This is a genomic window from Nakamurella leprariae, from assembly GCF_016918035.1.
Taxonomy (GTDB): Bacteria; Actinomycetota; Actinomycetes; order Mycobacteriales; family Nakamurellaceae; genus Nakamurella; species Nakamurella leprariae.
The window spans coordinates 163,742-186,635 of record NZ_JAERWK010000016.1 but is presented as its reverse complement, the minus strand read 5'-3'; the positions used below and the strand labels follow the sequence as shown (position 1 = coordinate 186,635).

The window sequence follows — 22,894 nt, the reverse complement described above, 5'->3', positions numbered from 1 at the left end:
CACCCTGGGCATCGGTCCGGGCCCACTCGCAGGGCTCAGTCGCAGGGCTCAGTCGCGGGACGGGGCCACCCGCCGTCGCTGCACGGCGGCGTCAACGGCGATGAGGGCGGTGACGACCGCGATGCCGCCGAGGAACAGCAGCAGCACCGTGGACAGGTCGCCGGACGGTGGCTGCAGTGCCCCGGAGTCGGTCTGCCACGGCCACAACGCCCGCAGCGACCCGGCCATCAGGCCGGTCATGATGGCCAGCGTCATCCGCCGCCGGTGCCGCAGCAGCCACTGCAGTCCGGAGATGAACAGGCTCAGCCCGATCACGGCCCCGAGCGCGAAGGCACCCAGGTAGGCCAGGTTCCGCTCGTTCACCGCGTCCAGCGTGGGCGCGTACATGCCCACGGTCAGCAGTAGGAACGAGCCGGAGACGCCGGGTAGCACCAGGGCGCAGATGGCGAAGGCGGCGGCCAGGGCGACCAGGATGAGGGAGGGTTCAGCGTCACCCGCCGTCGGCAGGCTGGTCAGCGCCACGGCGGCGGCTGCGGCACCCAGGGCTGCGACCACCTCATGCGGTCGCCAGCGGCCGCCGACCATCCGGGCCGGCACGATCAACGAGGCCAGGATCAGCCCGGCGAAGACGGCGCGGGCCTGGACCGGGTGGTCCTCGATGACCGGCGCCAGCAGGGCCGACGCGACCAGCACCGCGGCGATCATCCCGACCAGCAGCGGCACCATCACGGTCCACCGGACCTGGGCGAGATGGGACCTGGCCGCGGCCGTGCCCCGGCCGCGGAGGGGATCGAGCACTCCCCGGACCACCCCGCGGACGAGATGGCCCGCGGACTCGAGCGCCGTCTCGTAGACCCCGACGATGAGGGCCACGGTGCCGCCGCTCACCCCGGGGATGATCTCCGCGGTGCCGATCAGCACGCCGCGGCCGGCGTCGGTGAGCAGTTGGGCCGGTCTCACGGGTGAGGTCCTCCTCCGTCGGGTCGTCCGGAGGACCGTCGGCCGGCGGTGTCCCGGCGCGCGAGGCGCGCGGTGACCGCGACCGGCGTCACCGTCCGACCATCAGTTGCACAGGTCAGGGCAACGGACGACGGGCGGGAGGAAGTTCCGCCGGGCGGGCCGCGACGGTCGCCGGGCCCGCCCCCGGGGGTCGGATCAGCCCGCGGTCATCCCACGTCCAGCAGGTCGATCACGAAGATCAGCGTCTTGCCGGAAAGCCGGTGCCCGGCGCCGGCCGGACCGTAGGCCAGCTGCGGCGGGATGGTCAGCTGCCGGCGGCCGCCGACCTTCATGCCCGGGATGCCGTCCTGCCAGCCCTGGATCAGGCCGCGGAGCGGGAACTCGATGGACTCGCCACGGTTCCACGACGAATCGAACTCGTCGCCGGTGTCGTACTCGACGCCGACGTAGTGCACCTCGACCTTGTCGCCGGGCTTGGCCTCCGTGCCCTCGCCGACGGTGATGTCCGTGATGACCAGTTCGGCCGGGGCCGGGCCCTCCGGGAACTCGATGACTGGCTTGCTGGCAGATGTCATGGCGTCCACTCAACACCACCCCGGGCGGTGGGACGCCCGCCGCCCGCGCCGGAGGCGTCGCCCGGGAAGTGCAACAGTCAGGTTGCAAGAGGCGAGATCGTCTGCAATCGTGGCGTTGCACATACCGCGCACATACCGCGCACATACCGCCGACGTCAGGGAGATCGCCGTGGATACCGTCGAGACCGTGGACCGGATCGAGCAGTCGATCGAGATCGCCGCACCGCCGGAGCGAGTGTTCGCCCTGATCAGTGAGCCCGGGTGGTTCATCAACGACGAGCGCCTGGTCGATCACCGCATCGAGCAGATCAGCGACACCGTCCATGTGGTGCACGACCCGGCCCACGGCTCGTTCGCGTTCGCGACGGTCGCGCTCGACCCGCCGCGTGCGGCCACCTTCCGCTGGATCCAGTCGCTCGAGCACGCCGCCGATCCCTCGGCGCCCTCGACACTCATCGAGTTCACCGTCGCCGACCTCGACGACGGCCGCGTGCGCCTGACTGTGGTGGAGAGCGGCTTCGCGTCGCTGCCGGGCGACGCGGCGGAGGCGCGGCAGCGGATCGAGGGCAACACCAAGGGCTGGATCATCGAGCTCGCTCTGGCCCGGGACGCCCTGCAGGGCGGCAGCGGTGACCACCAGCGCGCCTGAGCTGGTCCGGGTGCTGGGCGCGCTGGCCGACGACACCCGCTGGCAGATCCTGGACCGTCTGGGCACCTCCGCCGCCTCGGCGTCGGCGCTGGCCCAGGAGCTCCCGGTGACCCGGCAGGCCATCGCCCGGCACCTGACCCAGCTGCAGGACGTCGGCCTGGTCACCCCGGTGCGGGCGGGGCGGGAGATCCGGTGGACGGCGACCGCCGACCGGCTGGTGGAGGTCGGCGATCAGCTCAGGGCGGTGGCCGACGGCTGGACCCGCCGGCTGCAGACGGTCAAGCGGCTGGCCGAGGCCGCTGACTCGGATCCTGACCCCGATCGATCGGGGTGATCAGCGCACGCCGCTCATCAGCCGGCCGATCGGCTTGGCGAAGACGAAGGTGAGGATGCCGACCACCACGGCCGCGCCGCCGGTGAGCGACCAGTAGCCGACCTGGTCCTCGACCGAGTAGAACTCGGCCAGCACCCCGGACAGCGAGGTACCCAGCGCGATGGACAGGAAGTAGAGCGCCACCGACTGGGTGCGGAACGCGGTCGGAGCCAACCGGGTGGTCACCGCCATGCCGGTCGGCGAGATGGTCAGCTCGGCCAGCGTGAACACCAGGATGATGCCGGCGACGCCGAGCAGCGGCGCGCTGTTCGGCACAGAGCTGGCCATGGTCAGGAACAGCAGGAAGGCCACGCCCATGAGCAGCGTGCCGGCGGCGAACTTGTGCGGGGTGGTGGGTTGCCGGTCGCCCAGCTTGGTCCACAGCACCGCGAACAGCGGCGACAGCAGGATGATGAACACCGGGTTGATCGATTGCACCCAGGAGACCGGGAAGTCCCAGCCGAACAGGTCGCGGTTCAGCTGCTCGTCCGAGTAGATGGTCAGCACGGTGAACTGCTGCTGGTAGAGCGACCAGAACGCGGCGTTGACGATGAACAGCGGGATGAACGCGAGCATCCGGCGGCGTTCCACGGCGGTCAGCGCGCTGCGCAGGATGATCATGAACAGGAACACCGCCGCGACGATGATCACGATGGTCACCACGTCGTCCAGCCGACCCAGCGGGATGATCCCGGTGGCCACCAGCACGATGGCCAGGACCGCCACCACGGTGCCGACCAGCAGGTTGATCCGCAGCCGCCCCGCCGGCAGCGGGTCGGGGATCTCGTGGGCCTTGGCCGGCAGGTTGCGGCGACCGAACGAGTAGACGACCAGGCCGACGGCCATGCCCACCGCCGCGGCGGCGAAGCCCCAGTGGAAGCCCCACGTCGTCTGCAGCCACCCGGTGAGCAGCGAGCCGGCCAGTGCGCCGAAATTGATCCCCAGGTAGTAGATGGAGAAGCCGGCATCCCGTCGCGAGTCGTCGGTGCCGTAGAGGATGCCGACCAGCGAGGTGGCGTTGGCCTTGACCCCGCCGCTGCCGGCGGCCACGCAGACCAGACCGACCGACACGCCGGTCAGGCCGGGCAGCGCGGACAGGGCGACGTGCCCGACCATCACCAGCACGGCCGACCAGAACAGCGTCCGCTCCGCGCCGATCACCCGGTCGGCCAGCCAGGCTCCCACGATCGTCGACAGGTAGACGGCCCCGCCGTAGGCGCCGACGACGCCCGCGGCGATGCCCTGGTCGATGCCCAGGCCACCCTCGTCGGCCGAGTAGTACAGGTAGATGAGCAGGATGCCCTGCATCCCGTAGAACGAGAAGCGTTCCCAGGACTCGACCGAGAACATGGTCCACAGCTGCCGCGGCTGCCCGAACAGCGTGTGTTCGACCGGCACCGTGCCGGTGCGTGCCGACAGCCCGGGATCCGGCGCAGTAGGTCCCGACATGTCCGTGCCCCCGTGTGTCATCCCCTGTGGCCGGGGTGGCCTCGGGACAGCATCACACGCTGATCATGGTCGGACCACACTGCGTGGCCGGGGCGGAACCGTAGGGTGCGTCCGTGATCCCGACGACGAACCTCGAGCACGACCGCTGGCCGCACGCGTGACCGGACGACTGGTCGTCCTCGAGGGGCTGGACGGCGCGGGCAAGCAGACGCTGACCCGGCACCTGGTGCGGCGGGCCGAGCAGGCCGGCACCCGGATCGCCACGCTGGCGTTCCCCCGGTACGGAGTCGACGTGCACGCCGACCTGGTGCGCGAGGCGCTGTACGGCCGGCTCGGTGACCTGTCCGACTCGGTCTACGCCCCCGCGGTGCTGTTCGCGCTGGACCGCCGCGCCGCGGCGGGGGAGATCCGGACCTTGTTGGCGGCGCACGACCTGGTGCTACTGGACCGGTACGTCGCGTCCAACGCCGCGTACGGCGCGGCCCGGCTGGGCGCGCCGGACGACGAGGCGGCGGCCGAGGCGTTCCCGGCCTGGGTGCGGGAGTGGGAGATCGACCGGTTCGACTGCCCGGTGCCCGACCACCAGCTGCTGCTCGCCCCGCCCGCCGCGGTCGCGGCCGACCAGGCCCGGTCGCGGGCCGAGCAGACCGACGACCGGGTGCTCGACCGGTTCGAGGCCGACGGCGGCCTGCAGCGGCGGACCGGCCGGATGTACGCCCGGCTGGCCGCCGCGTCGTGGCTGTCGCCGTGGACCGTGCTGGAACCCGCGCCGGATCGGACCCGCGGGACGGTGGACGACGCTGCGGCCGGACCGACGGAGGCCGGTCTGGACGCGCTGCTCACCGCCCTGCCGACCTGGTGGCCGAGCCGCTGACAGCGGTTGACGAGCGCGCCCGGCTGGGCGGTCAGCCCTTGGTGAACCGCAGCCGGGACGCCTCGGCCTGCAGCGCCGGGGCCAGCTGCTCCTTGCGGATCCGCAGGTCCACGTACAGCACCGCCAACACGCAGGCGCCCCAGGCGCCGGTCACCGCGCCGACGATCGCCGAGGCGATGTCGATGACCACCTGGGTGGCCAGGTCGCCGAGCCCGCCCACCAGCGGGCCGATCAGGACGCCGAGGGCCAGCGACACCCCGACCAGCACGAGGGCCATCAGGACGACGACCCCCAAGATGCGGCCGCGGTGGCCGGCGGTCAGCGTCGCCGACCGCTTGAAGGCGGTGCCCAGGTCGGCGCGTTCCATGGCCATCACCGCGGGCGCGGCGAGGAAGGCCAGGTAGGCGAGGATGCCGGGCACGATGAACAGCGCGAGACCGGCCAGGTAGAGCATCGCGGTGGCCAGCGCCAACAGCAGCAGCGCGCCCCAACGTCCTGTCCAGCGCCGGCCCACCTCGCCGGCGTACGGGGCGCCGATCGCGCCCTGCGCGACCAGCGGAGCGGCCATGCCGGCCAGCAGCACCTGACCGCCGAACGCGATCAACGATGAGACACCCAGCGCCAGCAGCAGTCCGCCGGCCTGATCGGGCAGCCGCCCGGTGGAGGCGGCGTCGGTCCAGATGGTCGGGTCCAGGTAGGCGTCCGTCGAGCCGGTCAGGGCGAGCACGCCGAGCTGGACGGCGCTCGCCAACAGGCTTGTGAGCAGGGCGACCGGACCGAGCACGACCAGGTTGCGCCGGGCGACCTGCCAAGCCGCGCCGAGGATCTCCCCGGCGCCCAGGGGCCGGAGTGGGAACAGGCCCGGTTGCGGCCGCCCCCAGCCGGGCGGCGGCGGGAAGGCGCCGGGCGGGTGGGGGCCTGAAGGCGGGGTGGGGCCGGTGCCGGGGGTGCTCACAGCTGTCGATGATTCCAGTTCGACGGACGGAGTTCGCCATCCCGGAGGGCCGATCCGCGGCCGCGGGCGAGCCGTTCTCGTCTCCTCCAGCGGCGGGACCGGCCAGGATGACACCATGGAGGCATGAGAGCGCGTGTGTTGGTCGTCGACGACGATCCCGCCCTGGCCGAGATGCTGACCATCGTGCTGCGCGGCGAGGGGTTCGAACCGACGGTGGTCCAGGACGGCTCGCTGGCGCTCGAGGCGTTCCGGGAGGCGTTGCCGGACCTGGTGCTGCTCGATCTCATGTTGCCCGGCACCTCGGGTCTGGACGTCTGCAAGGAGATCCGCGCCGAGTCGGGCGTGCCGATCATCATGCTCACGGCCAAGACCGACACGGTCGACGTGGTGCTGGGCCTGGAGTCCGGGGCCGACGACTACGTCATCAAGCCGTTCAAGCCCAAGGAGCTGACCGCCCGGATCCGCGCCCGGCTGCGGCGCGCCGATCAGGGCACCTCCGAGCGGCTGCGGGTCGCCGACGTCGAGATCGATGTGCCCGGTCATCAGGTCACCCGCAACGGCGAGGCCATCCCGCTCACCCCGCTGGAGTTCGACCTGCTGGTCGCGCTGGCCCGCAAGCCGCGGCAGGTCTTCACCCGGGAGGTGCTGCTCGAGCAGGTGTGGGGCTACCGGCACGCCGCCGACACCCGGCTGGTCAACGTGCACGTGCAGCGGCTGCGCAGCAAGATCGAGAAGGATCCCGAGCATCCCGAGGTCGTGGTCACGGTCCGCGGCGTGGGCTACCGGGCCGGGGTGGCGTGAGGTCGGTTGACTCCGCCGCACACCCACGACGAGCACGAACCGGACGCCGGTTCAGGGCCGGTCGCGTTCGCTGAGGACCCGCCCGCCGAGCCCGGCCGGCTCTCCCGTCGGTTCGACGAGATCGCGGCCCGGTGGCGGGCGGCGATCGCCTTCTTCGGCCGGTCACTGCTGGTCCGCGTGGTCGCCCTGACCCTGTCGTTCTCCGTGCTGGTCATGGTCGGCCTGGGCATGGTGCTGCAGCAGGAGATCATGAACGGGCTGCTGCAGTCGAAGATCGACGCGGCGGTCGCCGAGGTCAACAACGCCCGCAACGCGGCGGTCAGCAGTCTGGCCGGAGCCGACGCCGATCCGACGACGTTGCGCGACCAGCTCAACCGCACCCTCACCGAGCTGGGCCGACCACGCAACGACGGCGGCGCCCAGGGCTCGACCGCCGGCGTCTTCGAACCGGTGATCGTCCCGACCCGGGGCGGCGCCGAGTCGGAGCTGGCCGTCGGGCCGATCGGCGAGGTGCCCGAGGAACTGCGGGAACGGGTGCGCGAGGGCTGGGTGTCCCGGCAGTACACGACGGTCGTCCGCGAGGGGCAGGCCATCCCGGCCCTCGTCGTGGGGGGTCCGGCGATCACCGCGACCGACTCGTTCCAGGTCTACTTGATCTTCCTGCTGGCCGGCGAGCAGAAGACCGTCGGGGTGGTGCAGCGGACGCTGCTGGTCGGCGGGGCCGTGCTCTCCCTGGCGCTGACCATGATCGCGGCGCTGGTCGCCTTCCAGGTGAGCCGACCGGTGCGCAAGGCGGCCGGGGTGGCGCGGCGGCTGGCCGCCGGCGACCTCGGTGAACGCATGCCGGTCAAGGGGCCGACCGAGATCACCACGTTGGCCCGTTCGTTCAACGGCATGGCCGAGGCGATCCGCGCCCAGATCCGCCAGTTGGAGGAGTTCGGCCGGTTGCAGCGGCAGTTCACCTCCGACGTCTCGCACGAGTTGCGCACGCCGCTGACCACGGTGCGGATGGCCGCGGACATGCTCTACGCCGAACGGGAGGACTTCCCGCCGCACCTGTCCCGCTCGACCGAGCTGCTGGTCAACGAGCTCGACCGGTTCGAGGCGCTGCTGGCCGACCTCCTCGAGATCAGCCGCTACGACGCCGGCATGGCCGAGCTGCAGGCCGAGCGGATGGACGTGCGGTCCTGCGTGATCAGTTGCGTGGCCGCGGCCGGGGGACTGGCCCGCAGCAGTGGCGTCCAGCTGGTCACCGACCTGCCGGAGGCGCCGGTGGTGGCCGAGATCGACGCCCGCCGGGTCGACCGGATCCTGCGCAACCTGCTCAACAATGCGGTCGACCACGCCGAGGGCGGCGACGTCCGCATCGAGCTGGCGGCGGACGCCGACGCGATCGCCATCGCGGTCACCGACTCCGGCGTCGGCCTGCGGCCCGGCGAGGCGTCGCTGGTGTTCAACCGGTTCTGGCGGGCCGATCCGTCCCGGCAGCGGCGCACCGGCGGGACCGGGCTCGGCCTGGCCATCTCGCTGGAGGACGCACACCTGCACGGCGGCTGGCTGCAGGCCTCCGGCGCGCCCGGCGAGGGCGCCCGCTTCCGGCTCACCCTGCCGCGGCGGGCCCACGAGCTGCTGCAGGGCTCACCGCTGCCGCTCTGGCCGGGCGAGGACGACGACGACCTCGGCACCGAGGGCCCCACCGGCGGTGACCGGACCACCATCACCGGGTTGACCACCGGCCCGCACGAACTCATCGCCGGCCCGGCCGACGGGGACGCCCCGTCGGGCGCGGACGCGGAGCCGCCGTCCCGGGCGGCCGAGAACCGGCTGGCCGGGCGGCTCGGGGGACCGTGGTGATGCGGGTCCGACGGCGGTCCCGGCCGGCGCCGCGGGGCTGGGTCGCGCTGCTGGCGGTGGCCACCGCCGTGCTCACCGTGCTGGCCGGCTGCTCGGCGGTGCCGGGCTCCGGCGCGGCCCGGGACATCCGGCAGGTCGCCGACCAGCTGGACGAACAGGCTCCCGCGGCACCCCGGTCCGGGCTGCAGCCGGACCAGATCGTCCGCGGCTTCATCGCGGCCAGCGCCCGGCCGGACACGGTGGCGGGCGCTTCCAACGCCTTCGCCTCGGCCCGGCAGTTCCTGGCTGCCGACGCCCAGTCCGACTGGGAAGGGCCCGCCGGGCCGGTCGTGGTGCTGCCCGACACCTACCGCACCGAGTCCTCGACCGACGACGAGTCCGACGACGAGTCCCAGGTGACGGTGACCGCGGTGCCGGACGGCCAGCTCGACGAGCAGCGTGCCTTCGTGCCCTCCAGCGGCGCCGACGAACCCGCCTTCTCGTACACGATGCGGCTGGTCCGCGAGGACGGCCAGTGGCGGATCAGCAATCCGCCGAACCAGCTGATCATCGTTTCCGGCGACTTCCCCACCGCCTTCCAACCGCGGGTCGTCTACTTCCTGGACGCCTCGGCCACCGTCGTCGTGCCGGACCTGCGCTACCCGCTCATCGGGGGGACCGAGGTGGCCCGGGCCGACCGGCTCATGCAGCTGCTGCTGCGGGGGCCCAGCAGCCTGCTGCGGGGCGCGGCCTTCACCGAGCTGGGCGCCCGCGCCGAGTTGCGGTCCAACCTGTCCCTGGACACCGAGGGCGTCCTCACCGTCGACCTGACCGGGGTGGACACGTCGACGCCGGCCATCCGGCGGGCGTTGGCCGCCCAGATCGTCTGGACGCTGGCCGCCACCTCGCCGCGGATCCGGATCACCGTCGACGGCATCCCGCTGGACTCCGCCCAGCCGGTGTACACGCAGACCACCATGTCGTCCTTCGACCCGGACCGGGTGGCCGGCACCGGGCAGGTGGCGTCCGACCCCTACTTCGTCGACACCGACGGCGTCGTGGTCAACCTGGAGAACCGGCAGACGTTGTTCGACGGCAGCGACGCCGGGACCGGGCCGATCCGGGCGGTCGCCATGTCGGCAGCCACCGGTGCCGTCGCCGCGGTGGCCGATTCCGGCAGCGGCGCCGCCGCGGCCGACCGGCAGTCCCTGGTCATCGGCCGACCGCTGCAGGACGACCGGCTGGCCGTCACCCTGCGGGCCGGCACGCTCACCGCGCCGGCGTTCACCCGCACCGGGGACGAGGTCTGGGTGGTGCAGAACGGCGCGACGGAACCCGAGGTGGTGCAGGTGGCGGCGGCCGGTCAGGCCAGCCGGGCCCGGGTCGACGCCACCGCGCTGGCCGGGCTCGGTCCGGTCACCGCCCTGGCCCTGTCACCGGACGGGGTGCGGGTGGCCGTGGTGGCCGGCGGGCGCCTGTACCTGGGGGGCATCGCCCCGGTCACCGGCGACACGGTGACGGCCACGGCCACCGAGCCCGTCGTCCCCGGCGTTCCCGTGCCGACCACCGAGCCGGCGGCACCGGTCACCGACGTGCCGGCCGCGTCTCTGGCCATCGTCAACCTGACCCTGCTGCGGTCTGATCTGTCCGATGCGTCGGCCGTGGCGTTCCCCAGCTCCAAGGGCATCACCGCGGCGGCCAAGGACGGGTCGGGGTACCGGACGCTGTGGAGCGTCTCGATCGACGGCAAGGTGGCGACGCAGTACACGACCGCGGGCCAGTTCGACGACATCGCGGCGTTCGCGGTGGCCACCGCTGAGCAGCCGCTCATCGCCTTCGGCGGCCGCATCTGGCGGCTGGAGGGCAGCCCGGCCGGCGGACAGTGGGTCTCCCCGGCACCCGAGGCCGCCGCGGTGAACGGGTCCGCGCCCTTCTACCCGGGCTGACGCCGTCGCTCCCTCGGGCTGATGCCGGGTCGGCGTCCTGCGGTGCACGCATCCCCATGCCCGGGTTGTCCACAGGGCCCGGCCGCCGGCCGTACGGCCGCCACCGGTCCGGTCCAGGCTGGGGCGCATGACGGAACTGCGACCGGACATCGGCACCCCGCGTGCCGCACGGCTGCGGCGCGAGCTGCGCGCCTGGCGGGGGGAGCTGGCCGACCTCGCGCTGCCGCGGGCGTGCCCGGGCTGCGGTGGACCGGAGCCGTGGTGCGCCGGGTGTGACCGGACGCTGCGGGGACGGCCCCGGACGGTCCGCTTCTCCGACACCGTGCTCGACGCCGCGGCGGGCGTGCCCCTGCCGGTCGGCTACGCCCTCACCGCCTACGCCGGCCCGGCCCGGCAGGCCGTGCTGGCCGCCAAGGAACGGAACCGGCGGGACTTGGCGGCGCCGCTCGGGCGGGCGCTGGCCGAGGCGGTGCGCCACCTGCTGGCGGTCGCGGTGGTGCCGAACGGTGCGGCTGGAGACCCGGCCGGGGACGCCGCCGGGGACTCGGGCGGGTTGTGGCTCGTGCCGGCCCCGGGCCGAGCGGTCGCGGCCCGGCGTCGCGGCGGTGATCCGGTCACCGCCATGACCCGGGTCACCGCACGCCGGTTGGCCGCCACCGGCCGCCCCTGTGGCGTGGCCCGGTGTCTGGTCACCGCGGCGGGTGCGGCGGACTCCGTCGGACTGGGGGCGGCTGATCGACTGGCCAACCTGACCGGGAGGGTCCGGGTGCGGGCGGCCGGTCGTCCGCCTCCGGGCGAGACCGTGGTCGTGATCGACGACGTGCTGACCACCGGAGCCACCGTGCTGGCCGCCCAGCGCGCGATGCTGGCCGCGGATCGCACGATCACGGTGTGGCTCACGGTCACCGCGGCGTCCGCCGCCCTGCACCCGGTGCGGTGACGGATGACGCCCGGTACCGGGCTCTGTGCGCCACGGGTTCGCGGACCGCGATCACCGATGCCGCCATCCGGTCACCCATCGAGATCATCGGATCGCGATGGGTCAACTGGACTTGGTGGCCGACCCCGATCCCGGGGTACGTTCGATGACACGTTCTCGCGGCCGTCCCGCGGAACCGCCCCGATCTGATCCGCCGGCTGTGCCGACGCAGTCGGCCCGGCCACCTCGGATCGAGGTGTTCCGGGCCGAGCTGCCGCACCTGCCGCGATCAGAGGAGGACATGTGGAGATCGTCGTCACCGGGCGCAATGTCGAGGTCCCGGACCACTTCCGCACCCACGTCGAGGAGAAGCTGACCCGGGTCGAGAAGTACGACTCGAAGATCATCCGGGTCGAGGTCGAGCTCTCCCACGAGACGAACCGACGGCAGTCCAAGAACTGTCAACGGGTGCAGTTGACGATGGTCGGTCGTGGACCGGTGATGCGCGCAGAGGCGAGCACCGAGTCGTTCCAGGCCGCGGTCGATCTCGCGGTCGACAAGCTCGACGCGCAGCTGCGCCGGGCGCACGACCGCCGTCGTCGTTCCAGTGACCGCACCCCGCTCGTCGCGGTGGCCGGTCCGGGCGGCGTGGGGGAGGTCGAGGCGCTGGCCGCCGGGGGCGCGTCCGGTGGTGTGGCCACCCTGGCCCCGGAGATCGTCGACCCCGACCCGGCTGGCGAGACGGCCGAGGAGCTCAGTCCCGAGGACGAGTTGTCGCACCGGTACGGCGCCGACGGCGATTCCGGTCGGATCGTGCGGATCAAGGACCACCCGGGCGACCCGATCACCGTCGACCAGGCCCTGTTCCAGATGGAGCTGGTCGGGCACGACTTCTACCTGTTCAAGGACGTCGACACCGGCATGTGCTCGGTGGTGTACCGCCGGAAGGGTTTCGACTACGGCCTGCTGCGGCTGAACGGCTCGCAGTCGACCGACGAGTGACGGTCCGGCCGGCCGGCCCGGCGCCCTGCGGGTGAGCGCGGCCGACCGGCGGTGACCGCCCAGGCGTGCGGCCCTCGGGACTCAGGTCCCGGGGGCCGCGGCGCGTCGGTGATCGCCGACCGACCGGGCTCCCACCCACCCGGCCGAGCGCGGGCAACAGGGACCCGACTTGCGCTGCGCCTACCATGGGCACCGCCGTGCCTGCTGGCGCGGCGAACCGGGCGTCGCGGCGCCCGGACCCGCTCGCCGGGACCCGCGACGGGCACCGGCGGACCGATCGACGTGGCAAGGGTGAACGCTGGTGGTTCTGGGACGACTGCTCCGGGCCGGTGAGACGAAGACGCTCAAGCGTCTGCGGGCCATCGCCGACCACATCAACACCATCGAGCAGGACTACGCCAAGACGTCCGACGACGAGTTGCGCGGGCACACCGTGAAGTTCCGCGAACGGCTGGCCGCCGGCGAGACGACCGACGACCTGCTGCCCGAGGCCTTCGCCGTGGTGCGTGAGGCGGCGACGCGGACGCTGGGTCAGCGCCATTTCGACGTCCAGCTCATGGGCGGGGCGGCCCTGCACCTGGGCAACATCGCCGAGATGAAGACCGGCGAGGGCAAGACCCTGGTCTCGACCCTGCCGGTCTACCTCAACGCACTCGAGGGCAAGGGCGTCCACGTCGTCACCACGAACGACTACCTGGCCCAGCGCGACAGTGAGTGGATGGGGCGGGTCCACCGCTTCCTCGGGCTCGAGGTCGGCGTGATCCTGAGCCAGCAGACCCCCGACGTCCGGCGTGCGGCCTACGCCGCCGACATCACCTACGGCACCAACAACGAGTTCGGCTTCGACTACCTGCGCGACAACATGGCGTGGTCGAAGAACGACCTGGTCCAGCGCGGTCACCACTTCGCCGTGGTCGACGAGGTCGACTCGATCCTGATCGACGAGGCCCGGACGCCGTTGATCATCTCCGGCCCGGCTGACACCTCCTCCAAGTGGTACTCGGAATTCGCCCGGCTGGTGCCGCGGCTGCACCGGGACGACGACTACGAGGTCGACGAGTCCAAGCGCACGGTCGGCGTCACCGAGGAGGGCGTCAGCAAGGTCGAACGCGCCCTGGGCATCAGCAACCTGTACGAGTCGGTGAACACCCCGCTGGTCGGCTTCCTGAACAACGCGCTCAAGGCCAAGGAGCTCTACAAGAAGGACCGCGACTACATCGTGGTCAACGGCGAGGTCCTCATCGTCGACGAGTTCACCGGGCGTGTGCTGCACGGTCGCCGCTACAACGAGGGCATGCACCAGGCCATCGAGGCCAAGGAGGGGGTGGAGATCAAGGCCGAGAACCAGACCCTGGCCACCATCACCCTGCAGAACTATTTCCGGCTGTACGGGAAGTTGTCCGGGATGACCGGTACCGCCCAGACCGAGGCGGCCGAGCTGCACCAGACGTACAAGCTGGGCGTGGTGCCGATCCCGACCAACCGGGACATCCAGCGTGCCGACGACTCGGACATGATCTACAAGACCGAGGCGGCCAAGTTCGAGGCCGTGGTGGCCGACATCGCCGAGCGCCACGAGCAGGGCCAGCCGGTGCTGGTCGGCACCGCCTCGGTGGAGAAGTCCGAGGTGCTCAGCCGGCTGCTGCTGCGCGAGGGCATCCCGCACGAGGTGCTGAACGCCAAGAACCACGCCCGGGAGGCGGCGATCATCGCCCAGGCCGGGCGGTCCGGCGCCGTCACGGTGGCCACCAACATGGCCGGCCGCGGCACCGACATCATCCTGGGCGGCAACGCCGACTTCACCGCCGACCTCGATCTGCGGCAGCGGGGGCTGACCCCGACCGAGACGCCGGAGGAGTACGAGGCGGCCTGGCCCGAGGCGCTCGAGCAGGCCAAGGAGTCCGGCAAGCGCGAGGCCGAGAAGGTGCGCGGGGCGGGTGGCCTGTACGTGCTCGGCACCGAGCGGCACGAGTCGCGCCGCATCGACAACCAGCTGCGCGGCCGCTCCGGGCGCCAGGGTGATCCGGGCGAGTCGCGGTTCTACCTGTCACTCGGCGACGACCTGATGCGCCGGGTCGGTGGCGGCACCGTGGAGATGCTGATGACCCGGCTGCGGATGCCGGACGATGTGCCGATCGAGCACGGGTTCGTCTCCAAGGCGATCAAGAGCGCGCAGACGCAGGTCGAGCAGCAGAACTTCGAGATCCGCAAGAACGTCCTCAAGTACGACGAGGTGATGAACCAGCAGCGCACCGTCATCTACGACGAGCGCCGCCGGGTCCTGGACGGCGAGGACCTGCACGTCCAGGTGCAGAACATGATCACCGACGTCGTCACCGCGTACGTCGACGGCGCCACCGCCACCGGGTACGCCGAGGACTGGGACACCGACACGCTGTGGACGGCGCTCAAGACGCTGTACCCGATCTCGGTGACGCCCGAGTCCATCGCCGAGGAGCACGGTTCGCTGACCCGGGAGACGCTCAAGGAGGCCGTGCTGGCCGACGCCCGCGCCGCCTGGGCCAAGCGCGAAGAGGCGCTGACCCCGCCGATCACCCGTGAGCTGGAGCGGCGCGTGGTGCTGTCCGTGCTCGACCGGAAGTGGCGCGAGCACCTCTACGAGATGGACTACCTCAAAGAGGGGATCGGGTTGCGGGCGATGGCCCAGCGGGACCCGCTCGTCGAGTACCAGCGCGAGGGCTACGACATGTTCAGCGCGATGCTCGACTCCCTCAAGGAGGAGTCCGTCGGGTACCTGTACAACCTGCAGGTCCAGGTGGTCCAGGCACCACAGGCGACCAGTCCGGCGGCCGCGGTCGGGGTCGACCCGGCGCCGGCGGCGAGCGTGGCACCCGGTGTCACCGGTGCGCCCGCCGCCGCGGCTCCGCCCGCGGCGGGCCAGCCGACGACGGTCGGCACTTCGCCGTCGGCCGCCGGCAACGGGACCCCCGCCGCGCCGGCCGCCGCACCCGCGGCGCAGCCGGCCGCGACGGCCGGCCAGCGCGCCTCCGCGAGCGCGCCGGGCCAGGCCCCGCGGACCACCAAGCGGGTCCGGCCTCGTGAGGCGCTCCCGAGCGAGCAGGTGATCAAGGCTCCGGCCGGCACCGAAGGTGCGGCCGCGTTCCGCTCGGCCGGACTGGACGCCGGACCGCGCCGGTCCGGCAGCCTGAACTACTCGGGACCGGAGGAGCCGGGCACCTCGACGGAGGGCGACGGTGGCTCGACCACCGGCCGGTCCGGCGGCGGCAACCGGGCGTCCCGCCGGTCGGCCGGCAAGGGCAAGCGACCGGGCGGTCGCTGACCCTCTCCGATCCACTGTCGGCCGGTGCCGGACCCGGACTGCGGGCTCACCCGAACTGCAGAGCGGTGATCCGCCACCGGCCGTCCGCTGCCTCCAACCGGAAGGCCAGCATCCGGACCCGCTGGGCGCGCCGGTAGACGGCGCACACCTCGGCGACGCCGTCGGACGGTTCACCGGTGTGCACCGACATCAGGTGCGGCAGTGCCGGTGTCATGGTCACCGGACGACGCGGGCCGGCCGGGGAACGGGTGCTGGTGCCCGGACCGGTCGGCAGCACCGGGCCACCGCTGCGGACCGCGCGCGGGTGGGCCATGGCGCGGGCGTCGACCTGCGCCTCGGGCTGGGCCATCGGGTGATCGCACAGCGCGGCGAAGACCGTGGGTGCGCAGTGCACCCGCAACTGCGTGGCCGGACGGCGTCCGGACACCACCTCGACGACGGCCCGGGCGAAGACCGCCGCGGACCGGCCCGCCGGCGTCGGCCGCAGCCCGGTGGTGGCCGACGGACGGAGCGGCGCCCGCGGACCGGACTCCACCGGAGCCGCGGCGATCGCCGTCGGCGGCGGCGGCGTGCCGGGCCCGCCCGCGCCGCGCAGCGCCGAGACCCGCAGCGTGGCGATCCGTTCGTCGTCGAACGGCGGCGCCGACTCGGGGGCCGGCCGCAGGACCGGCCGCCGCCGAGCGTCCACCGCGGTGGCGGTCCGCGCCGATGCCAGCAGACCGGTCACGGTGGGGCAGCACTCGATCGCGGCGCTCATCGCTGATCTCCCTGCGGCGCCGAGAGCTGCACCGGGACCGGCAGTTCCAGGATCAGTCGCTGTCCCGGACGGATGAGGTCCGGGTCGTCGCCGATCGTCGCCCGGTTCGCCTGGTACCACCCGTGCCAGAGCCGGTCGACCTCGGACGCCGGGACATCGGCCGGCAGCTGGCTGCGCGCCAGCTCCCAGAGCGAGTCGCCGGGCTGGACGGTGACGACCATGATGGTCTGGACCGGTGGCGCACCCGCCTCGTCCGCGGCAGCGGTGGCCGGTGTGGGTGCCGGGTCGGCGACCGGGGCCGGCGGCTCGGACTCACGTGCCGGTCCCGGTGCGGCTGCGTGTGTCGCGCCCGGGGCCGGGTTCGGGGTGGTCGGCCAGTCCAGCGCGGTCACCGGCAGCGGTCCGCCGGGTGCCCCGTCCCGGGACGCCGGCGCACCCGTCCAGGACAGGGCCTGGCGGTGTTCCGTCGGTCCGGCGTCAGGCGCGCCTCCCTCGCCCTGCTCGGCGGGGGTGGCGGGTGCGCCCGCGGGCGCCGGCACCGACGGATCCGCTCGCGCGTCCATGACACCGACCGCGGTGGTCGGCGACGTCCCGGCCTGGGTGAGCGGCGCAGCGGACGCGGGACCATCCGCGCAGCCGGTGACCACCGAGGTCAGCAGGCCGGCTCCGATCACCGCGCCCACCGATCGCCGGACCACGGCCGGGGCGATCCGGGCGGCCAGCGCCCGTGCTCCCGCACCGAGCGCACCGGGGAGCCGGCCCAGCACCGCCAGCACCAGCACCACGGCCGACCAGAGCAGCAACGCCCAGATCAGCCAGGCGCACGCGGCCACCAGCAGGTCGTCGATCCGTCCGGTGACCGGTCGCTGGGCCGGACCGCTCGAGATGGCGGCGGTCGCCGCCCAGGGCGTGGGCAGCACCAGCGCGGTGACGGCCGGCAGTGCCAAGGCGGCCCACCCGACCACGTCCGCGACGGAGACCGGCGCGCGGCGCGACCGGCCGTGAAGTGGCGCCTCAACGAACCGTGACCGCACAGCGCTGCGTTTGATGCCGTTTGACATGGTTGAGAGTCAATGATGTCCGAGTGTTGCTGTCAACGTGCGCCCGAGACGCGGTGGACAACCGCTCCGCTCGCGGGCACAGTGACCCGATGCGCTGGGAGCAGCTGTTCGCCGACCTCGAGTCGCAGTTCGAGCGGCTGGCTGACGCGGACGTTGACGCGGAGATCGCGCCGCGGGCCCGGGCCGCGTTCGCCGACGTCGAGCTGACCGCGCGACTGGTGCCCGCCATCGGGACGCCGTTGCGCGTCCGCACCCTCGGGCCGGTGCTGACCGGGGTGCTCGATGCCGTCGGTCCGGACTGGCTGACGCTGACCGAGTCGGGGCGACGGGACCGACTGGTCGCACTCGGCGCCATCACCTCGATCGCCGGCGTCGGCCGGTCGACGGCGCCGCCCATGGGAGTCGTGGCGCGTCGCTGGACGCTCCGGATGGTGCTGCGCGGGCTGGCCCGCGATCGGTCGCCCGTGGCCCTCGCGCTGGCCGGCGCGGACCCGGCCAGAGTCGACGACGCCGCCCAGGTCGGTGGCACCATCGACCGGGTGGGCGCCGACTTCCTCGAGCTGGCAACCCATCCCGAATGGGAACCGCGACGGGCCGGGTCGGTGCGGGGGACGGTGCTGGTGCCACTGGCGGCGCTGGTCGCGGTCCAGATCAGCCCCTGGGGTTGACCATCACGACCGTCGGGTCGATCGTCGCGAGGACCACGCGATGATCACCGTCGGGGTCACGAGCGCAGCTCGGACGGCATCTCGGCGGGCAGGTCGTTGATCGCTTGGGCGGCGCGCCGATAGGCCGCTTCGATGTAGTCCTCCAGCTTGGACCGCTCCACCCGCCACTGGTTGCGGCCACCGATCTGGATACCCATCAGTTCGCCGCTGCGCACCAGGGCGTAGGTCTGCGACATGGAGATGTTCAGGATCTCCGCGACGTCGGTGAGGGTCAGGAATCGCTCGTTGGTCATCGCTGGTCGGTCCCCTCGGAGCGTCGGTGGGCGGGCGTCACGGTGTCCTCCTGATGGGTCCCGCCCGGCCGCGGACGAGGCATCGCAGGACCGCCGACCCCGTCGGGCCGAATGGTGCTGGCACACGAAAGGGTATCAGTTGGCCCTCGTCGGACCAGGAACCGGTGAATTGGGGTAATTTGCCGCGAACACAGTCTGGCATGTCGGATGGGCCGACGTCGGGTTGTCCACACCTCGCGCGGACCGGACCGGGCCTCGCACCGCCGCGTCCCGCCCGGGAGCCGGTGTCGGCGCGCCCGGTGCGGTTGGGACGAGAAGGACCCTGAGGAGGGACCAGTGGCTCGGAACCGTCGACCCGACGGCCCCGGTGATGTGGCGTCGGCACCGGAGCCGATCGCGTCGCCGGACTCGCCACGACCGCGCCGCCTGTCCCGACCCCGGTGGTTGAACGCCCGCGTGATCGTCGGCCTGGTGCTGGTGGTGACGGCCGTGGTCGTGGGGGCACAGGTGATCGGGGCCAGCAATCGCACGGTGGCGGTGTGGTCGATCGACCGCGACCTGGCCGAGGGCACGGTGTTGCAGGCCGACGACCTCGTCCAGGTCGACGTGAACCTGGGGAGCGTGGGTCCGCGGTACCTGACCGCGGCCACGGCACCGCCGGTGGGACGACCGGTGTCCCGTCCGCTGCGCGCGGGTGAGCTGCTGGCTGCGGCGGACCTGGGCCGCGCTCCAGAGGGCAGGGTGGTGGTCGTCGCGGTGAGCCCCGACCGGATGCCCCCCGGTGTCACCCACGGGTCGGTGGTCGATCTGTACCTGACCCGTGGCGGCCAGACGCCGGGCGACCCGGCCGAGACCGAACTGGTGCAGTCGGCGGTGTCGGTGCAGTCGGTGTCGGCCCCGTCCGCCGGTGGTCTGTCCGCGGCCACGTCGAACCGGTACCAGGTCGCCGTGCTGCTGCCGCCGGACCCGGCCGACGCACTCATCCGCACGCTGCCGGGTGGCGAGCCCATCCTGGCCCTGGTGCAGGACGCCGCGTGACTGCCGGCCTGGCCACGGCCGGCTCCGGGCAATCGTGGGAGAGCGCCCTGGTCGGTGCGCTCGACCGGGGCGCCACCCCGCTGACGGTGGTGCGTCGGTGCGTCGATGTGGCCGACCTGCTGGCTGTGGCCAGCACCGGTCAGATCGCGGTCGCGGCGGTCGCCGCAGACCTGCGGCGACTGGATTCCGAAGTGGTGGACGAGCTGCACCGGCTCGGGGTCGCCGTGGTCGCGGTCCGGTCCGCGGCCGACGACCGCATCGCCGTTCGGCTGCAGCGTATCGGGATCGCCGCAGTGGTCCCGGACGACCAGGACGGCGCCGACCTGGTGACCATCCTGCTGCGCGAACGCGACCGACAACGGTTGGCGGCCCGGGGCGAGCAGCCGGGTACGGGCGGGGCGCAGGTGTCGGACCGGATGCTCGACCCCGCGACGGGCGGGGCGTCGACCGTCGGGTCCGACGCCGGGTCGGCGGACGGGGCAGCCGGTCCGACTCCGCGGTCCGGGCGGGTGGTTGCGGTGTGGGGACCGGCGGGCGCCCCGGGCCGGAGCACGGTGGCATCCGGCCTGGCGGGAGCCGCGGCCGAGGCCGGCGCGCGCACCGTGCTGGTCGATGCCGATGTGTACGGCGGCGTGCAGGCCAGTGCCTTCGGCCTGCTCGACGAGTCGCCCGGGTTGGCCGGCGCCTGCCGGCTGGCCGCCAACGGCCGCCTCGACCTGGCCGGCCTGGTCGGCCTGTGCTGGCAGCTGACGCCGGAACTCCGCCTGTTGACCGGCATCTCGCGGGCCGACCGATGGCCCGAGCTGCGGCCGTCGACCATGCCGGTGGTGCTCGACGGGTGTCGTCAGCTCGCCGATCTGACGGTCCTCGACTGCGGGTTCTGCCTCGAGGACGACCCGGAACTGAGCTTCGACACGCTTGCGCCCCGTCGGAACGGGGCGACGCTGGCCGCGCTCACGGCCGCCGACGAGATCGTCGTGGTGGGGTCGGCCGACCCGGCCGGGATGGAGCGTCTGGTCCGCGGTCTGGCCGAACTGCGGGAGGCGGTGCCCGGCGGTTCGCTGCGGGTGGTGCTGAACCGGTGCCGTCCGACAGCGGCGCGCACCGACGACGCGGTCGAGGCCCTGCACCGGTTCGCCGGCGTCCGGGTCGCGGCTCGGCTGCCCGAGGACCGGGACGCCACCGACCGGGCCTGGCGGGCGGGGATCGGGCTGGTGGAGGCCGCGCCGTCGTCGCCGCTTCGGCGGTCGCTGACCGAGTTGGCCGCGTCGATGCTCGGCGGGGCGGTGCGCGGCGACGGTGGCCGATCCCGACGACGGCCCGTCCCCCGGGGTCGCGCGGCCGGCTGAACCGGCGGCGGGGCCGGGGCCGGCGCGTGTGCCACGATGACGGCCATGACCGACCGGCTGTCCGTGCTGGACACGGCGTCACTGTTCAGTGCCGATGCCGGGTCGCCCACCCTGGTCGGCGGGATGGTCGTGCTGGAGCCACCGGCGGCCGGGTTCGACTACGCCGCGATGGTCGACCTCATCGGATCGCGGCTCGCGCTGGTGCCGCGGTTCCGGCAGCGGGTGCAGACGGTGCCGGGACGGCTGGCCCGACCGGTCTGGGTCGACGACGCCGGGTTCGACCTGTCGTACCACGTGCGCCGCTCTGCCCTGCCGCCGCCGGGCAGCCGGGCGCAGCTCGACGACCTGATCGGTCGTCTGATCTCCCGGCCGCTGGACCCGCACCGGCCGCTCTGGGAGATCTACGTCGTCGAGGGGCTGAGCGGCGGCCGGGTCGCGCTGGTCAACAAGACCCACCCGGTACTGGTCGATCAGCTGGGCGCCGTCGACCTGGCCGCGGCCATCCTGGACACCGCGCGGACGCCGCGACCGGTGGCCGACCAGCCGTGGATCCCCACGCCGCCGCCCAGCGCCGTCGACCTGGTCGTCGACGCCGTCGTCGACCTGGCCGCCCAACCGACCGCGGCGGTCGACATGGCCCGGTTCGCCGCGGCCGACGCTCGGGCCGCGGCGGCCCGGCTGGCCGGGGTGGCCGCCGACGCGGTCCGGCTGGCGAGCCGGGTGGTCACGCCGGTGCCGCGGTCGGTGCTGACCCGCACTCGCAGCGGGCAGCGCCGGTTCGCCACCGTGCGCACCGATCTGGACGACTTCAAGGCCATCCGGCGAGCGCACGGGGTGTCGGTGAACGACGTCGTGCTGGCCGTGGTCACCGGAGCGGTGCGCACCTACCTGCTGTCCCGCAACGAGCCGGTGGTCCCGTCGACGGTGTTGCGGGCGACCGTCCCGGTGTCGGTGCGGGAGTCCACCGCTCGGCCCGGCGTCGCCGCGACGCCGAGCGGTCGGGTCGGGGTGTCCGGTCCGACCGGGACGGCGGCAACGGGCGCCACGGTGCGCTCGGCACTGGTCGACCTGCCGGTGGCGGAGCCGAACGCGGTCATCCGGCTGCACCAGGTGGCCTGGGCGATGGGTGCCCAGCTCAGCGGCGGGCAGCGGGTGGGCGCCGACACCCTTGTCGAGCTCGGTCGCTTCGCGCCGCCGACGCTGCATGCGCTGGGCGCCCGGGTGGCCCGTGAGCTGTCCCGCCGGCTGTCCAACGTGCTCATCACCAATGTGCCCGGCCCGCAGGTCCCGCTCTACGCGGGAGGACTGCCGGTCACGGCGATGTTCCCGGTGGCGCCGCTGGTGAACGGTCAGACGCTGGCCGTGTCCTGCACCTCGTACCACGGCGGGGTGTACTTCGGTCTGACCGCCGACCGCGACGCCATCCCCGACCTGGCGGACATCGGCGAGGCACTCACCGAGTCGCTCGTCGAGCTCCTGGTCGCCGGTCAGGACGCCAACGACGGCCCGGAGTCCGGCACCGCTGCGGCGCAGCCGGCACCGGTCGCGCCGTCCGATCCGCAGGAGACCCGATGACCAGGATGTACGTGCCGACGTCGGTGCCCCGACTGCGCGACATCCTCGCCGGCCGCACCGTCCCGGTCGGCGCCGCGCTGGCCGTGGACGACGCGCGGCGACGCGAACTGCCGGACTGGTCCGAGGAGGACCTGGAGTACCTCGTGCTGCAGGACGCCGCCCTGCGTGCGGTCCACCTGCTGGCCGCCGACACCGGCGCCGGCGACGACAGTGCGCCGGGGACGGACGCCGGACCGGTGCCGGTCCGCGCGGTGATCGCGGTGGACGTGTCCGACCGGACCGCCGACGACAGCGTGCCGTGGTCGGCGGTGGCCGCGATCCACCTGGACGCGGCGGAGGCCGGGCCCGCGGTAGCGGCGGCCGTGCAGGCCGTCCGCAGCGGCCGACCCGCGACCGACGAGCTCGATGCACTGCTGGACATCGACCTGGCCTGGTTCACGCCGGGTGAGATCGCCTTCGCGCTGGACGATCTCGACGCCGGTCGGGAGCCCGGCGAGCGCTGACGGTGGGCCGCCC

General features: G+C 73.3%; 21 protein-coding genes. 14 read left to right on the top strand and 7 right to left on the bottom strand.

Annotated elements, in window-relative coordinates:
• Positions 1-48: 48 nt before the first annotated feature.
• Positions 49-960 (bottom strand): DUF368 domain-containing protein, encoded by a 912-nt coding sequence (locus JL106_RS13155; RefSeq protein ID WP_205261166.1) that lies wholly within the window; start codon positions 958-960, stop codon positions 49-51.
• Positions 961-1,166: 206 nt separating this feature from the next.
• Positions 1,167-1,535 carry an FKBP-type peptidyl-prolyl cis-trans isomerase gene (locus tag JL106_RS13150; protein ID WP_205261165.1) on the bottom strand — a complete coding sequence of 123 codons (369 nt, stop codon included), beginning with the start codon at positions 1,533-1,535 and terminating at the stop codon, positions 1,167-1,169.
• A gap of 169 nt (positions 1,536-1,704) precedes the next feature.
• Between JL106_RS13150 and JL106_RS13145 the strand changes: the two genes are divergently transcribed.
• Both JL106_RS13145 and JL106_RS13140 read left to right on the top strand, forming a co-directional pair.
• Positions 1,705-2,184: an SRPBCC family protein gene (locus JL106_RS13145; protein WP_205261164.1), complete on the top strand. Its 480-nt coding sequence runs from the start codon at positions 1,705-1,707 to the stop codon at positions 2,182-2,184.
• The gene (locus JL106_RS13140) at positions 2,165-2,518 is read left to right on the top strand and encodes an ArsR/SmtB family transcription factor (protein WP_205261163.1); all 354 of its coding nucleotides are present in this window, start codon (positions 2,165-2,167) and stop codon (positions 2,516-2,518) included. The genes JL106_RS13145 and JL106_RS13140 overlap by 20 nt, the downstream gene beginning before the upstream one ends.
• Here the strand turns inward: JL106_RS13140 and JL106_RS13135 are convergent, their stop codons facing one another.
• The gene (locus JL106_RS13135) at positions 2,519-4,006 is read right to left on the bottom strand and encodes a peptide MFS transporter (RefSeq protein ID WP_205261162.1); all 1,488 of its coding nucleotides are present in this window, start codon (positions 4,004-4,006) and stop codon (positions 2,519-2,521) included.
• 157 nt (positions 4,007-4,163) lie between these two features.
• Here JL106_RS13135 and JL106_RS13130 point away from each other — a divergent pair, with 157 nt between their 5' ends.
• A complete protein-coding gene (locus tag JL106_RS13130; protein WP_328842302.1) occupies positions 4,164-4,880 on the top strand; it encodes a dTMP kinase in 717 nt (238 codons plus the stop codon).
• A 31-nt stretch (positions 4,881-4,911) separates the two neighbouring features.
• On the opposite strand, the gene JL106_RS13125 is transcribed toward JL106_RS13130, so the two are convergent.
• Positions 4,912-5,835 (bottom strand): hypothetical protein, encoded by a 924-nt coding sequence (locus JL106_RS13125; RefSeq protein ID WP_205261160.1) that lies wholly within the window; start codon positions 5,833-5,835, stop codon positions 4,912-4,914.
• 123 nt (positions 5,836-5,958) lie between these two features.
• Between JL106_RS13125 and mtrA the strand changes: the two genes are divergently transcribed.
• The 6 genes from mtrA to secA all read left to right on the top strand — a co-directional run bounded on the left by mtrA (position 5,959) and on the right by secA (position 15,637).
• A complete protein-coding gene (mtrA, locus tag JL106_RS13120) occupies positions 5,959-6,636 on the top strand; it encodes an MtrAB system response regulator MtrA (protein ID WP_205261159.1) in 678 nt (225 codons plus the stop codon).
• 6 nt (positions 6,637-6,642) lie between these two features.
• Positions 6,643-8,490 carry an MtrAB system histidine kinase MtrB gene (mtrB, locus tag JL106_RS13115; protein ID WP_236007568.1) on the top strand — a complete coding sequence of 616 codons (1,848 nt, stop codon included), beginning with the start codon at positions 6,643-6,645 and terminating at the stop codon, positions 8,488-8,490.
• A complete protein-coding gene (locus JL106_RS13110; RefSeq protein WP_205261158.1) occupies positions 8,490-10,415 on the top strand; it encodes an LpqB family beta-propeller domain-containing protein in 1,926 nt (641 codons plus the stop codon). Before mtrB ends, JL106_RS13110 begins: the two co-directional genes overlap by 1 nt.
• Before the next feature lie 127 nt (positions 10,416-10,542).
• The gene (locus JL106_RS13105; protein WP_205261157.1) at positions 10,543-11,355 is read left to right on the top strand and encodes a ComF family protein; all 813 of its coding nucleotides are present in this window, start codon (positions 10,543-10,545) and stop codon (positions 11,353-11,355) included.
• A gap of 282 nt (positions 11,356-11,637) precedes the next feature.
• On the top strand, positions 11,638-12,336 hold the full coding sequence (gene hpf, locus JL106_RS22090) for a ribosome hibernation-promoting factor, HPF/YfiA family (RefSeq protein ID WP_205261156.1): 699 nt from the start codon (positions 11,638-11,640) through the stop codon (positions 12,334-12,336).
• A gap of 301 nt (positions 12,337-12,637) precedes the next feature.
• Positions 12,638-15,637, top strand: a complete 3,000-nt coding sequence (gene secA / locus JL106_RS13095) for a preprotein translocase subunit SecA (protein WP_328842299.1) — start codon at positions 12,638-12,640, stop codon at positions 15,635-15,637.
• Between the two features lie 46 nt (positions 15,638-15,683).
• Here the strand turns inward: secA and JL106_RS13090 are convergent, their stop codons facing one another.
• Both JL106_RS13090 and JL106_RS13085 read right to left on the bottom strand, forming a co-directional pair.
• Positions 15,684-16,394: an Rv3235 family protein gene (locus JL106_RS13090; RefSeq protein WP_205261155.1), complete on the bottom strand. Its 711-nt coding sequence runs from the start codon at positions 16,392-16,394 to the stop codon at positions 15,684-15,686.
• Positions 16,391-17,341: a LysM peptidoglycan-binding domain-containing protein gene (locus JL106_RS13085; protein WP_205261154.1), complete on the bottom strand. Its 951-nt coding sequence runs from the start codon at positions 17,339-17,341 to the stop codon at positions 16,391-16,393. Before JL106_RS13085 ends, JL106_RS13090 begins: the two co-directional genes overlap by 4 nt.
• 203 nt (positions 17,342-17,544) lie before the next feature.
• Here JL106_RS13085 and JL106_RS13080 point away from each other — a divergent pair, with 203 nt between their 5' ends.
• A complete protein-coding gene (locus JL106_RS13080; RefSeq protein ID WP_205261153.1) occupies positions 17,545-18,123 on the top strand; it encodes a hypothetical protein in 579 nt (192 codons plus the stop codon).
• Between the two features lie 56 nt (positions 18,124-18,179).
• Here JL106_RS13080 and JL106_RS13075 read toward each other — a convergent pair whose 3' ends face one another.
• Positions 18,180-18,416, bottom strand: a complete 237-nt coding sequence (locus JL106_RS13075; protein WP_205261152.1) for a helix-turn-helix domain-containing protein — start codon at positions 18,414-18,416, stop codon at positions 18,180-18,182.
• A 456-nt stretch (positions 18,417-18,872) separates the two neighbouring features.
• Between JL106_RS13075 and JL106_RS13070 the strand changes: the two genes are divergently transcribed.
• From JL106_RS13070 to JL106_RS13055, 4 genes are read left to right on the top strand one after another with little or no spacing between them, the layout of a single operon-like run.
• Entirely contained in the window at positions 18,873-19,454 is a 582-nt protein-coding gene (locus tag JL106_RS13070) for an SAF domain-containing protein (protein ID WP_205261151.1), read from the top strand.
• On the top strand, positions 19,451-20,803 hold the full coding sequence (locus JL106_RS13065) for an AAA family ATPase (RefSeq protein WP_205261150.1): 1,353 nt from the start codon (positions 19,451-19,453) through the stop codon (positions 20,801-20,803). The genes JL106_RS13070 and JL106_RS13065 overlap by 4 nt, the downstream gene beginning before the upstream one ends.
• A gap of 45 nt (positions 20,804-20,848) precedes the next feature.
• Positions 20,849-22,378, top strand: coding sequence for a wax ester/triacylglycerol synthase family O-acyltransferase (locus JL106_RS13060; RefSeq protein ID WP_205261149.1), 1,530 nt, complete (start codon positions 20,849-20,851; stop codon positions 22,376-22,378).
• Positions 22,375-22,881, top strand: a complete 507-nt coding sequence (locus tag JL106_RS13055; protein ID WP_205261148.1) for a DUF6912 family protein — start codon at positions 22,375-22,377, stop codon at positions 22,879-22,881. Before JL106_RS13060 ends, JL106_RS13055 begins: the two co-directional genes overlap by 4 nt.
• Positions 22,882-22,894: the final 13 nt, after the last annotated feature.